The following is a 12600-nucleotide window of genomic DNA, read 5'->3' on the forward strand; positions in this document are numbered from 1 at the left end:
ATACCCTGACCTAGTGATAAGAGATGACCATCTCGCATTGAGTATTAATCGTGTATTTTTTAACGTTAAGGATGATGAATTATGAGTTTTGAATTAATAAGTTAAACAGCGTCGAATAGCATCATGGCTTGATATTGAAAACCCCTGTGACGATTTCTTTTGTGCAGAACAAATCAACCAAGGCAAACTACGGGGTTTGTATCTCACTACCCATTCCCCATCGGTATCAACTCTGTAGCGCAACGCATTAAAGCGAGGCACTATCCCACCTTGAATATCAATGATTTGAACATCTATACCTGTGTTCAACGTCGGGCTAAATTGCAGTTCTCGATTAATGTTTTCAACCAGTTCGTTCTGGCCAATGCTCTTTGAGTCAATAAACAGCAATACCTGGTTGGGTTGCGTGAAACCGAGGATAGGTATTCCCATGATAATGAATGAAAAAAATAGCTTAAAATAGGTCATATCATTGCTTACCTGTGAGAAATATTATACCAATTTGCCAAAAATGAGATGGCAGGTGGGGGCCTGCCAAATAATGAATTACTGTTTTTTGCTCGTTGACCCAGTATTCATTAAAGTCGGTGTAGCCGGAACAAACGAAGCTGAAGTCGTTTTTGCGCTATTGATAGCAACGACTTTATCATTGCTGGTGCTAGGCGAATAAGGCTGAACGGTGACGTCAGCCAGTGCTTCGACCAAGGTATCTGGATAAGGAGCCATATTCTCCATCTCGATAATTTCTTTGGCGTAGCGATAATCACCACTTTTAAGCAATGCAAAGACTAAATTATGCGTTAAATTTTGTTCTTTATAACCGCGTAAATAGAGCGGAAGTAAATAGCGTACGGCAGACTCGTATCGTTGAGAGAAAATTTCAACCATTGCGAGGTTATTATTAATTATTTCATCTTTGACATAGAGATTACGTGCAGATTCAAAGGCTCTAGTTGCTTCGACTAACTGCCCATTTTCCGCCATAATAATACCTTTTGTATTATAGCTTTCTCCTGATTTCGGGTTCTTATTGATAGCCATATTGATAAAATTAATGGCTGATTTATATTGACGCTGGGCTGCCAGATTTTTAGCTTGTAATAGGTAAACGTGTTCATCTGGAGCATTTTGTAACAGTGGCGATAAGTAATGCACCGAAGAGTTATAGTCATTCACTTGATAGTAATATTCAGCGAGCCTAAATCGTGTGTTTCTATCCTCGCTGTTTTTAAGGCGTGTTTTGTAGACTTCGATTAGCCCACTATAATTTTTAGACTGTTGTAAAACATACTCTTTCTCAGCACTATCTTTGGCTTGATAATCACTATTGCCTGCAAATTTATAGGAAGGTGAATGTGACTGACAGGCGGCCAATAAGACAATAGATGAAAGCAAAACTATCCGTGTGAATAAAGACATAAATTACCCCTGAGACATAACACGCATAACTCCCGGCGCGGCAATAATAATAACGACCGGGAACATAAAGAAGAGAACGAGTGGAATACTCATTTTCGCAGAAAGTTTACCGATGATTTCTTCCGTTTTAAGCAGTTGTAATTCCCGCATTTCGGAAGAAAGCTCCATTAAATATTCATATATTGATGAGCCATAGCGCAGACTTTGCTGCAAAGTGACACACAACATACTGACTTCTCGACTCGGTAACTCTTTTTGTAAGTGTATTAATCCGGCTTCAAGGCCATTGACCTCAATTTTCTTGACGAGACGATCCAGAAATGGCACGAAGTTATCATTAATATCACCGACATTTTCAGCTAAGAATTTTAATGAACTTTCGATGGTTAAACCGGATTGTACGCAGATAGCCAAGAGGTCAACAAACAGTGGCATATCCTGTTCAATCTTGGCTATGCGACTGTTAACAATATATTTTCGTGCGATTCCAGGGATGATAATCACAGCAATAATAATGATTAAGCACGTGACCATCAAATCCTTGCTGGTAAGTTCTAATTTCAGGAACTCGTCAGCCATCATGGCAAGCACAATTAAAAATAGGGAGAAAAGAACTTTGCCTAAACCTTTCTCATCAAAAACACGGACTAAAAATAAAAAACGATTTCCTGATGCAATGATTGACTCTGTCCTAGTATTAATTTTCTGATAATTATCAGGGATGTCAGTGCTATCTTCTTGTATGGAAACCACCATTTTATTTTTTGCTCTTGTCAGCTGTTGACGTTTCATGAGCTGAAAAATAAAGATGCAGATACCGAATAACATTAAGAGGCTAAAAGACATCATCATGGCTATATCTTCCTCATCAAAAAGAGCACAATCATCATGCCAATAAACTCGCTACCGAGAAAATAGTAGAGGATTTTTATCCCCTCAGGATCATTCATAATAAAGTCATAATTAATTGGGCTTAAAAACTGCAAGCTAAAGAGAAAAATAAAAGGAATAATCGCTGTTATTTTAGAAGACATACGTGCTTCAGCGGTCATGGCTAATTTTTTGTTCTCCATAGCACGGGCATTCGCGACGGTTTTGCCTAAACGTAATAAAACCTCTCGTAGTTTTGCCCCACTTTTCATATTGACGAGAATAGCAATGGTAAAAAAGTAGTACTCTTTATAAGGCAAACGGCGGTAGGAGGATTTAAATATCCTTTCAGGAGACTCCCCTACATTAAGACGGCGGCTCACTCGCCCCAGTTCTTCTCCCAATGGCTCTGGCATAATGAGTGAACAATCAGCTAATGCTTGTACGATACTATTTCCTGAACTGATCGCGCCATTAATCACCGTCAGTGCTTCTGGGAATATTTGTTGAAAAGATTTGCGTAAAATAGTCTTCTCAACTTTATCGACCACAAGCAGCCCAATAAGCATGCTAACAGGAAGGACCACCAAAATGGCTTGGTGAAAAACGTAATGGTTTAAAGCAAAGCAAATGGCGACAGTTGCTAGCATCAACAAAATATTACGGCCTAATACTCGGCTTTGGCGATGACGGAATAAATCGACGTAATTGAGTATAAAACCACGAGCACCCAGCACAAATTGACGCCGACGTTGCTGCTGTGGGTTCGTTTTAAGCATAACTTTAATCATGCTATTGGCGTCATTGATTGAGGTACTTTTTTGCATGGCTTGCCAGCGTTTGACAATTAAATAAAGCATCAGTACGCCAAAGCACATAATTAACACATACAACTTAGTCATTATGTCCCCTCAAAAATCATTTTAAGCACATGTTCCAGATTCATCAGACGAGCATGTGTGTATAAAACGGAGCGTTGAGAAAGGCCGTAACAGACAAATTTGCCGACGATATTACCTTGCTGGTCACGGGCATTTTCTGTCACAAAACGGAAGATGTCTTGGATAACCACCATTTCACCTTCGATACCCATGACTTCAGAAACGGCCATGATTTTTCTACTGCCATCATTCATCCGTGAGACTTGGATAATCATATTGACGGCAGAGGCTATATTTCTGCGAATAACCTCAACCGGCAGACTTAATCCTGCCATCATGACCATGTTTTCCAGACGGGCAATGGCATCGCGAGGAGTGTTAGCGTGCAAGGTGGTCATAGAACCATCATGACCCGTATTCATTGCCTGTAGCATTTCAAATGTTTCTTCACCCCGGCACTCACCAATGATTATCCGGTCAGGACGCATACGTAAGGCGTTAATGACCAAGTTACGCATTGTCACTTTGCCGGTATTTTCGATACTGGCCATTTTGGTTTCCAACCGAACGACATGGGGCTGTAATAGCCGTAACTCAGCGGCATCCTCCAAAGTAATAATGCGTTCATCTAATGAAATATGTTGGGATAAGGCATTCATTAACGTTGTCTTACCGGACCCCGTCCCGCCGGAGATAACAATATTAATCCGGCACTTCGCGGCCACAATTAATAGATTGGCCAGTTTTTCATCGAGGGTGCCGTAGTTAATCAGGTCTTTGAATGTTTTAGAGATCTTGCTGAATTTACGGATTGAAATTGAGGTGCCATCTAATGCGATGGGGTTGATCACCACATTCAAACGGCTACCATCATGCAAGCGAGCATCGACTAATGGCTGTGATTCATCAATACGGCGTCCGACTCGGGCGACTAAACGTTTCGCGATATCGGTGAGCTGCTCATTGTCTAGAAAAGTTAATTTAGTTTTCTCTAACTTTCCTCGCCGTTCTACAAAGATATTGTCTGGGCCATTGACCAATATATCGTTAACGGTTTCATCTTCTAATAGTTCACGCATAGGGCCAAAGCCAAGAATTTCATCTGTGATAGCATGGCTGAGTTTTTCAGTATCTTCCTTTGATAGATAACGGTTCGTCGCCTGACTGATCCTTTGCACAATGGCGATAATTTCACGCAACAATGCCATCCGATTAGTGATCAGCGTATCTATGCGGTCGACATCTATCGTATCCAATACTTGTTGGCGGATAATACGTTGTGTCTCTTTCAGTTCGTCACTGCGCTCCATACGACCTTATCCCACCTACTTTTTAAAATAATGTTGTATGAGACCAGACAAATTGCCGATACTTTTACGTGACATCGGATTTTGGCCTAACACTTTTTGCGCCAGAACATTTAAGGATTCTGCCGATTTTCCCTGTAATCTAAGTGGCTTAGAGGGATCGTTGGGCGGTCGCTGATAAATGATTTGCGTAGATATCTCATTACTGAGTAATGCCGTTAAGTCACTCAGGGATAGTGCAGTCCCCCCAGTGGATTTTGTCTGATTCAAACAGGTAAATTCGCGTTTAACACCATTTCCTACCGTTTGTAAAAAGCGGTTTACTTCTTGTGATAATTTAGCGACACGCAGGGAGGCTAAATCATGGCTGATAATAAAAATCACGCAATCAGAGAAATTCAAAATATGTTCAATTTTCTCTTTGTCCAGATTAAAAACTGGATAATCAAAAATAGAAAAATTGTAGCGTTCTAATAATGGGTCATGGAGGTTTGGTGTTATCTCACCGCCATTTTTCTTAATTGAAAGATAATCTGTCACTTCGGTGACGTCATGATCGAGGATATGATCCGAAATAATGTCCATATCCTGAGAACCACCATGCCCTTGGACGAGTAGCACAGGCACACGATTATTAATGGCAATATATTGTGCAAGATGATAACTGATCGTCGATGTTCCTATCCCCCCCTTACATCCCAAAATACTGATTTTTATCGCGGAGCGCTTATTGCTAAATTCTAACCGTGCACTTTTGACCTGTGCAACAATATCAGTGAGTTGCGATGGATAATGAAGATAATGCACACCAGATTGCACAAACTGTTGCGATAAAATGATTGAGTCACTGTCACCGACGACTAGGCAACTTGCGGTGTTTACCAGAATTGTATTGATTTTATTGATTATTTTTTGTGTGTCTGTGGCATTTTCAATATCAATAATCACAGTGTGGATGGTCGAAGATAAATCCAATGACTCTATTTTAAGAAAATTTTCAGTAATCCTTTGAATATGGATAACGTTCTTCAATACTAATTGACTACTGACTTCATCCATCCATGAAGTTCGTGCTGAAATAAGAACGATAGCCTCTTTGTCGGTGGATGTCTCTGATTTATCGTTATTAGAGAATAATAGCATTCTAAGATACCTGTTAATGATGACAAATAGAGAAAATCATTTTCTATTGATAATGCTTAAATTACGTAGGTTATCGACGCTACAACCTACTTTGTCTCTGTCGCGGTATTGATAATCTTGTCTATGATAGTTACAGGTATATTGCGCAACGCGATATTGTTCTAATGATAGCGTTATTAGTCCACGATTCCGCATATCATACCCCGTCGAACTCGGTTGCAGATAAATAGACGTTGGCGGAATATTGGCTGATATGAGCTGAGCTCTTATATCATAAGCCAATTGATTAAAAGCAGGCTGATACCCGCTAATCAATATCACAGCATGGCTCAATTTCCGGTAATTTTGCAGCACTTCTCCGACCAAGATTTCTCGGTCTATCACGGTGTTGGCATAAAGAGTATGGTCAGACACCCGGCTCATCAATTGCGATGGATTTTCTGCTGATAGCGTCGGGGCTGAGAAACTCGTTATCCCTAATACTAGAAGCAGTAAGCTCGTCGTTAACCGCCGGCTAGTTGTCATTGTGCAAACCCTCCCTTATCAAGGAACTCTGTCACTTGCTTACGGGATTTAGATTCGCGGATAGCGCTGATATTGAAGAAGCGTTCTGCGAGATTACTGCGTACAAAATTAGGTAAAACCACTTTGTTGAAAGAGATGGGTTTAACCAGATTAACCGTTGCTACGACGACTAATTCAGTGCGCTCGCGTTCGGCACCCGTGCGTCGGAATAGCGCGCCAAGAATCGGAATATCACTAATAAATGGAATGCCAGAGAGCGATTCTTTTTCATTTTCATTTAATAAGCCTCCGAGCACAAAGCTATCCCCATCCCCCAGTTCAACCGTCGTTCTGGCCTTACGGGAGCGTAATTTAGGGATGTTGAGATCGCCTAAAGCATATTGTCCATCCAAACTACTGATCTCTTCACTGAGGTTAAGTTTTATTTTGTTATTACTTTCTACCTTGGCGGCAATCACTAGCTTCACACCAAACTCTTTATAAGTAATGGTAGAACCTGCCATTGAGGTTGTGACAATAGGGATCTCACCACCGACTAAAAAGTCAGCGGTCTCACCCGAGAGTACCGATAAGTTTGGTTCTGCTAAGATGCGGGCAATAGAATCATTTTTAATGGCATAAATTAGGCTATTCAATGAATTGGCATCAAATCTGAATTTGGTCAGGCTAAATTGACCTGCCCCCAATCCGGCATTGCTCCAATCAACGCCAACATTATCCATAAAGGTTTTTGTCACTTCGACGACAGTTAATTTGACGTTGACCTGATTTGTTGCCGGTAATTTCAGGCGGTTGACCAAGCCTTCAAAAACAACTTTTTGCATAAAATCGATCGACGTATCACCGCCACTGTCCCCGCCGATTGAACTGACTGAACCCGGTTTTATTTTGAGATCAGTTTCTTTCCTTTTGAGTCCAAGAGCCTGACCAATCGTCATATAGATGCCTTCTCTGGCATCTTCATCCGGCACGGTGCCGGTTAACACATAGCCTTCACCGTACTTTTTGATATCAATATCACTGCCGGGATATTCTTCCGCCATCTCTTTTTTAATGTTGCCTAACAGAGGATCGACGACAATATTCATTGTCATGAGCGTGGCATTGTTCTCTCCACCGTATATCTCAAGACTGGCTCGGCCATTTTCTCTGGCAAATATGACGACTTGCTTCTCATCAATGACTTCATAGTCGGCAACATCAGGATTAGATATAAAAACCGTATCTACAGCCGCATTCACTTTTAGGGTTCGGGCTTCGCCTTTCTCCATATAGATATCTTGGGCAAAAGCAGCCCCTGTCATCAGTATTATTACCGTCAAAACGGTCAGAATTCGTGTGGGTAAATATCTGAAATGATTCAGATATCGCCGGAAGTTATTTGCCATAAATTAACCTTTTTTCCCTTTTAATTGACGAATATTCTCCGGCAGCGTTTCATCTGTAGAGCTTGCTTTATTCTTAGCAAAACTGGCCGGGAATATGATGAAATCACCATAAGGATCAAGGGTATATAATCGCTTAATATCATGATCACTTAATTCCACATACAGTTTTGCACTGCTTTCAGGTCTGGGTTTAGCGACGTTACTGTTCTCTGTCTTGGTATCTTTCTTTATCATTTTATTAATATCAGATACCACGCCATTACTGCCGGTTTGGTCCATATACAATAATTTTTTGGCGCTTAATATCGGCAGTACTTTCGTTCCATTAAAATTCCCGATACGACGGATTTCAGGTTCAACGCGCTGTAAAATTTGTGTTTTATATCCCGAGATAATCATGTTGTAGCGAAAGTAAACATCGACATATTCGCCTGCCTTAGTTGTCGCTAATTGTGAGATTTGTTGTTCACTCAAGTTGAATGAATAAACGCGATACCCTGGTGTCACCATTTGCGATAAATAGGCAGGAGAACCTGGCATAGCAACTTGACTGGAACGTATGCGGCTATTCGCATTGATATTATCTAACGTGACATAACCGACCATAAACAGCTGACCAGCCTCTTGTTCTTCCACCAACCAATGCCCTGGCTCCAGTAAGACGGTTTCTATCTTTATATCTTGTTCGGTAATAATAGAGCCTGCCTTCAGTCCAATTTTAGCAACCGCGAAGTTGACAGAAACTTGCTCTATTGCTGGTTTTTTTTCTACTTGAGAACTGACGTTGCTAACCTGCTCATCATTTTTACCGCCGGAAAAAATAAAAATACCTATTCCACCAATTAAGATGAGTAGTACTGCCATGGCCATGATTATTTTTTGATTCACGTTCCAAGCCCCGTATAATTTTTATCTCAAGTGATAAATAAGTCATAAAGAACAAATAAATAGCTTCCTGCTATTGCCACGCCATAAGGCAATCCACGTGACGGCTGCTTTTTAAGCCTCATCCTGATCAATTCAATGATGGCTAAGCCACTGCCCAGTATCGACATGACCAGTAGGTAGCCAAAAAAAATGCCATCGGGGAATGTTAGTGCCAGAACGGCGAGTAACTTTATATCACCAGCACCTACGATATTTATCGTGACCAAGATAAATCCGATAGCCAGTGTGATGAGTGCGTAGGGGTAATTAAATGGCTTATCAAAAATAAGCAATGTGCTGATAACACAAATCAGTAATATAAAAACATCGTGGTTTCTTATTAACCTGAATCGAATGTCGGTGTAACAAATTCGCATAAGGATACCGAACCACACCAGCGATATCCCATAATTTAGCCACATAAAGTTATTGGTCTCGTTTATTATGTATATGCAGTAACACTCACGACTAGCCAATATAGGCTAAAAGTGAGTGTTAACTTAAGGCTACCTACTATGGAGCAGTAGGGAAGGCACTCATAGACTGATCTATGCTGTCTTTAATTTTATCGAAAGCAGTAATAATTTTGCCCAAGAAGTTATCACCGCTTGTTCCATCACCCAGAACGATATACAGCATTGCTGAAACAGCTACAGCGATCATTGAATATTCAATGGCAGTAACACCTTTCTCATTTGTTAACATTTCTTGCAGTTTTTCTTGACCCTTAACTGCCAGAAATACAGATGAGTTCAATACCATGCTTGATGCTTTAGTAAACATTATAAATCCTTTATAAATGAAATTTAGCAAAGGTAACTTATAAGAGATTTCACTCTGTAAATAAGTTACGTAATCACTATATTTTTATCCTTAAAATCATGGTAGAGCCAAATTTTATTATTTATCAGTTACAACTCAATATAAGTATTAGGCACAGATTTTTATTATTTAGCATAAATTTCACAATGTAAGAACAATGCTTGTATCGCTAGTGACATAATTCTGCCGCTAAGTGATTGTTTTATGTTTGACATCACTAATCGGCAGTCTCTATCAGGACTCTATTGGCGTAACATCATATGTTACGAAGTGCATCTTACTGCTCTTGAGCTATTTTTAGGAAATAGTCGTTGATCAGTTTTATTTGGTCCATCTCGAGTGCAGCAAAAGGATAAATTATTCTTTTTCCTAACCAGCTAAAACCGAAAGTATCAAAGATTGTAGACATAGGAATTAAATGGGACGGGAATTTATCATGGTCAACGGTAATCCCTGGAGGTATTAAAAATGAGAAATATATCGAGCGAGGTATCCCCCATATCTGAGGTTGGCCAAAGGCTCTACGTAAGCCTTCGGTGGCAAGCTGATACTTTTTACGCCTCTTATGTGCCAGATTAGCGATATCACGGATGATTCTATTTGAGTGTAGATAGTTTGAAACTAACCGATAGCTCAGTACAGAATCCTCACTATAGAGTATGTTTTCTAACTGGCTTATTTCAGGATACAAGTCTGCTGGCAACAGGCCGATACTGGCACCGTTCTCACTACCGAGGATTAGTGCCATTGAAGAAACATAGATATTCTTTTCACTCGGATGGCTAACGTAGATAGGGCTACTGGTCTTTTCGCTCAAATTCATCAGCGATAAAGAGTCATCTTCAATGAGCCAAACATGATTTTTTTGGCACCAAGCTGCCAGATAATCCCGCCGTTCTTGGCTTAATACCGCGCCTGTTGGGAATTGATGAGCAGGGGTGAGATAAATACAGTCTGCACTCAGACTCTCTAGATTTTCTACCTGCAATCCATGTTGATCGACAGGGACCAGAATAATTTTAAATCCCAGAGAGCTGAAGATATCGTGCACTTTGTTGTAACACGGATATTCAAGAATGATGGTTGGACTGGGTGTTCTCTTCTTAATTGCGACAGCCACAGTCAGTAAGAACGAGATAACATTTTTGGTGATAATCGAGGTACTGTAATTAGCTTTTATTCGTCGCATAGAGAGCAACATATCTGACATTAGCTGCCTAATATCTAATGGCTCAGTCGTACTGTTTTTACGTAATCTTATTTCCGTAAAGAAATTTCTGACAAATACATCTGGTATTCTCACATCTCTAGCATGATAAATCCTATCTTGTTGTGGCTTATTTCCTGCTTTCTCTTTAAACATGACTTTTGTTGTTGATCTTGAGCTTTGATTATCATCGATAATCGTGGAGATAAAATAACCACTTCGTTCCTTACTTTGAATGATTCCTAATTTTACCAACTTTTCATATGCACCAATAACGGATGTCCTTGATATCAACAAAGAATCACTCATTGCAGTAATTGAGGGTAAGTGATCACCAAACTTGAGGTCTCCTTTATTGGTTAATTCTATGATTCCCTTAACAATTTGATTTTGGATGTTATCATTTTTATTAATTTTCAAACGTAGCATAGTTAACCCTTAAAGTGCTTTGAAATACAATGAATTAACGGAAGTAATATATAGCTTATAAAGGCGGGGACAATACCATTATTCTTATACATAACGCTGAGAATAATAGTTAATTTAACCTTAATTTAACATTATGATATTAATCATCTTAGTGGTTACTTGTGTTTCTTTTAACATGATATCCAATCTCTTATTAATTGAATTCCTACATAGTGATCAAATAATCAAATGCTTTATGTAAACTAATCACAAATGAAATTCGCACAAGTGATCAGATACTATTTTTTTATGAGCACAGGTTGCAAGTGACTTAAAATGAGAGTGTTCTATGGTTTTTTTAAAATGATATATATAACTGGGGTTATTATTATTGTAATTTATCTCTTCTTGTCGTTTAATAACATTGGATATCTTACAAGTCGATCTTGAGTGTGCGTTATTACGTACCACTCATGAATATCTATTGCCTTAATTATTTTATTGTGGCCGCACGCCCATTTTATCTGACCGATAACTTATGGAACGCTATATGTCTTATGGAACGCTATATGTATAGCAACAAGCTTGTACTGACTATTAGGGAACGTATCAGATCTGATTCGGGTGCTATTTCACTTGAGTTTGCACTACTGATTGGGCCATTTTTACTTTTAGTATTTCTATTTCTTGAGATTTGTCGCGTTATTTTCATCTCTGCTGCATTGGATCTTGCCGTGGCGGAGTCAGGAAGAAGTGCTTCTTTCGATAGCAGTACCGCGACTAATTATCGCGCTAGCTTCATTCATAGTTTGGAAAATAATAGCCAGCTATGGCCTTGGTTAGGAAACTCAGATGACATCGATATTGAGGATGTTTTGTATTGCCGAAACGTTGAGGAATTGGTTGCGAATAGCTGCCGTGCTTCAACCCCAGCAAGCGGGGCGAAATTAGCTGTTTACAGCATCAAATATCACTACAACCCAGTCCTTGCTCAACTATTCCTTTTGTCTTCTTTTAAAGCCAGCTTACTGAGCCGCAAGGTTGTTTATGTCCAACATTATGAATTGGTGTAATCCACCCCTCAGCCGCTTATTTAACAAAAGGTTATCTTCGGTTAAGTCAGCTGATGGTGCTGTCGCATTAGAGGCATCACTCGTGTTTACGTTGTTTATTGCGCTGATTTATTTCGTCGTGGATCTGGGTCAGCTCAATCTCAATAAAGGTAAAGCTGAACGGACCTTGCATTCTATTGCTTCTGTGATTCGAGAACGGACTTATCTGTATAACGAAAGGAAACAGGTAGTGCCAACTGAAGTAGATGATATGGCAAAAGTGGCACTGAGTTTGTTGGGCAGCACATTCCCTGGTAAAGCGGTGGCGGTTCGTCTTGAAACTTTTTATTTCACTACCGACAGCGCTGGCGACGCAACCGTTGATAACCGCTGGGTCGATGGCAAGCCACTCACCTTGTCTTATGCCACCGATGATAACTGTGTTTCTTCAGACGGCATTTTCACGCCAGCGGATGCGGCAAAAATGACGTTTATCAGCGAACGAACTCAATGGGGATGGGTGCCAATTTACCGCGTCACACTTTGTGTCGAACGCAATGACACCAGCGTTTTTTCTGCTTTCATCGGCTCGCTGCTCAAGATGCCGCCGAATATTGCCACTTCAAGCATCGTGATGCCACGTTGAGTGAC

The 12600-nt window shown here is 40.1% G+C and carries 14 protein-coding genes; 2 read left to right on the forward strand and 12 right to left on the reverse strand.

Features of this window, described 5'->3' with window-relative positions; all coding sequences use genetic code 11:
* Nucleotides 1-93 precede the first annotated feature (93 nt).
* The 12 genes from DA391_RS03585 to DA391_RS03635 form a co-directional block, all read right to left on the reverse strand.
* Nucleotides 94-468 (reverse strand): hypothetical protein, encoded by a 375-nt coding sequence (locus DA391_RS03585; protein WP_050874015.1) that lies wholly within the window; start codon nt 466-468, stop codon nt 94-96.
* Nucleotides 469-546: 78 nt separating this feature from the next.
* Complete coding sequence (locus DA391_RS03590; protein ID WP_050874013.1) at nt 547-1419, reverse strand: tetratricopeptide repeat protein; 873 nt, start codon at nt 1417-1419, stop codon at nt 547-549.
* Nucleotides 1420-1422: 3 nt separating this feature from the next.
* Complete coding sequence (locus DA391_RS03595) at nt 1423-2271, reverse strand: type II secretion system F family protein (RefSeq protein WP_050083727.1); 849 nt, start codon at nt 2269-2271, stop codon at nt 1423-1425.
* A gap of 2 nt (nt 2272-2273) precedes the next feature.
* Nucleotides 2274-3191 (reverse strand): type II secretion system F family protein, encoded by a 918-nt coding sequence (locus tag DA391_RS03600; protein WP_050286758.1) that lies wholly within the window; start codon nt 3189-3191, stop codon nt 2274-2276.
* Nucleotides 3191-4480 (reverse strand): CpaF family protein, encoded by a 1290-nt coding sequence (locus DA391_RS03605; RefSeq protein WP_050083729.1) that lies wholly within the window; start codon nt 4478-4480, stop codon nt 3191-3193. The genes DA391_RS03600 and DA391_RS03605 overlap by 1 nt, the downstream gene beginning before the upstream one ends.
* Nucleotides 4481-4495: 15 nt before the next feature.
* Entirely contained in the window at nt 4496-5620 is a 1125-nt protein-coding gene (locus tag DA391_RS03610; protein WP_050083730.1) for a hypothetical protein, read from the reverse strand.
* 36 nt (nt 5621-5656) lie between these two features.
* Nucleotides 5657-6145, reverse strand: coding sequence for a hypothetical protein (locus tag DA391_RS24145; protein ID WP_138070067.1), 489 nt, complete (start codon nt 6143-6145; stop codon nt 5657-5659).
* Entirely contained in the window at nt 6142-7533 is a 1392-nt protein-coding gene (locus DA391_RS03615) for a type II and III secretion system protein family protein (RefSeq protein ID WP_072084876.1), read from the reverse strand. The genes DA391_RS24145 and DA391_RS03615 overlap by 4 nt, the downstream gene beginning before the upstream one ends.
* A 3-nt stretch (nt 7534-7536) precedes the next feature.
* The gene (locus DA391_RS03620) at nt 7537-8421 is read right to left on the reverse strand and encodes a hypothetical protein (protein ID WP_057650780.1); all 885 of its coding nucleotides are present in this window, start codon (nt 8419-8421) and stop codon (nt 7537-7539) included.
* A 26-nt stretch (nt 8422-8447) separates the two neighbouring features.
* Nucleotides 8448-8837, reverse strand: coding sequence for an A24 family peptidase (locus tag DA391_RS03625; protein WP_172440377.1), 390 nt, complete (start codon nt 8835-8837; stop codon nt 8448-8450).
* A gap of 136 nt (nt 8838-8973) precedes the next feature.
* Nucleotides 8974-9243 (reverse strand): Flp family type IVb pilin, encoded by a 270-nt coding sequence (locus DA391_RS03630; protein ID WP_050286755.1) that lies wholly within the window; start codon nt 9241-9243, stop codon nt 8974-8976.
* A 316-nt stretch (nt 9244-9559) separates the two neighbouring features.
* The gene (locus DA391_RS03635) at nt 9560-10918 is read right to left on the reverse strand and encodes an aminotransferase class I/II-fold pyridoxal phosphate-dependent enzyme (protein WP_050879125.1); all 1359 of its coding nucleotides are present in this window, start codon (nt 10916-10918) and stop codon (nt 9560-9562) included.
* Between the two features lie 548 nt (nt 10919-11466).
* Here DA391_RS03635 and DA391_RS03640 point away from each other — a divergent pair.
* Nucleotides 11467-11970, forward strand: a complete 504-nt coding sequence (locus tag DA391_RS03640; protein ID WP_050874002.1) for a TadE/TadG family type IV pilus assembly protein — start codon at nt 11467-11469, stop codon at nt 11968-11970.
* Nucleotides 11945-12595: a tight adherence pilus pseudopilin TadF gene (tadF, locus tag DA391_RS03645; RefSeq protein WP_108087384.1), complete on the forward strand. Its 651-nt coding sequence runs from the start codon at nt 11945-11947 to the stop codon at nt 12593-12595. The genes DA391_RS03640 and tadF overlap by 26 nt, the downstream gene beginning before the upstream one ends.
* Nucleotides 12596-12600 lie beyond the last annotated feature (5 nt).

This window comes from Yersinia massiliensis (genome assembly GCF_003048255.1).
In the GTDB taxonomy this organism is placed as follows: domain Bacteria; phylum Pseudomonadota; class Gammaproteobacteria; order Enterobacterales; family Enterobacteriaceae; genus Yersinia; species Yersinia massiliensis_A.

What these genes read in the sequence shown, in the direction of transcription:
- DA391_RS03610 (WP_050083730.1), bottom strand. Translation starts at nt 5,620, where the DNA reads ATGCTATTATTCTCTAATAACGATAAATCAGAGACATCCACCGACAAA.
- DA391_RS03640 (WP_050874002.1), top strand. Translation starts at nt 11,467, where the DNA reads ATGTATAGCAACAAGCTTGTACTGACTATTAGGGAACGTATCAGATCT.
- DA391_RS03630 (WP_050286755.1), bottom strand. Translation starts at nt 9,243, where the DNA reads ATGTTTACTAAAGCATCAAGCATGGTATTGAACTCATCTGTATTTCTG.
- DA391_RS03605 (WP_050083729.1), bottom strand. Translation starts at nt 4,480, where the DNA reads ATGGAGCGCAGTGACGAACTGAAAGAGACACAACGTATTATCCGCCAA.
- DA391_RS03635 (WP_050879125.1), bottom strand. Translation starts at nt 10,918, where the DNA reads ATGCTACGTTTGAAAATTAATAAAAATGATAACATCCAAAATCAAATT.
- DA391_RS03600 (WP_050286758.1), bottom strand. Translation starts at nt 3,191, where the DNA reads ATGACTAAGTTGTATGTGTTAATTATGTGCTTTGGCGTACTGATGCTT.
- tadF (WP_108087384.1), top strand. Translation starts at nt 11,945, where the DNA reads ATGTCCAACATTATGAATTGGTGTAATCCACCCCTCAGCCGCTTATTT.
- DA391_RS03595 (WP_050083727.1), bottom strand. Translation starts at nt 2,271, where the DNA reads ATGATGATGTCTTTTAGCCTCTTAATGTTATTCGGTATCTGCATCTTT.
- DA391_RS03585 (WP_050874015.1), bottom strand. Translation starts at nt 468, where the DNA reads ATGACCTATTTTAAGCTATTTTTTTCATTCATTATCATGGGAATACCT.
- DA391_RS03615 (WP_072084876.1), bottom strand. Translation starts at nt 7,533, where the DNA reads ATGGCAAATAACTTCCGGCGATATCTGAATCATTTCAGATATTTACCC.
- DA391_RS03625 (WP_172440377.1), bottom strand. Translation starts at nt 8,837, where the DNA reads ATGCGAATTTGTTACACCGACATTCGATTCAGGTTAATAAGAAACCAC.
- DA391_RS03590 (WP_050874013.1), bottom strand. Translation starts at nt 1,419, where the DNA reads ATGTCTTTATTCACACGGATAGTTTTGCTTTCATCTATTGTCTTATTG.
- DA391_RS24145 (WP_138070067.1), bottom strand. Translation starts at nt 6,145, where the DNA reads ATGACAACTAGCCGGCGGTTAACGACGAGCTTACTGCTTCTAGTATTA.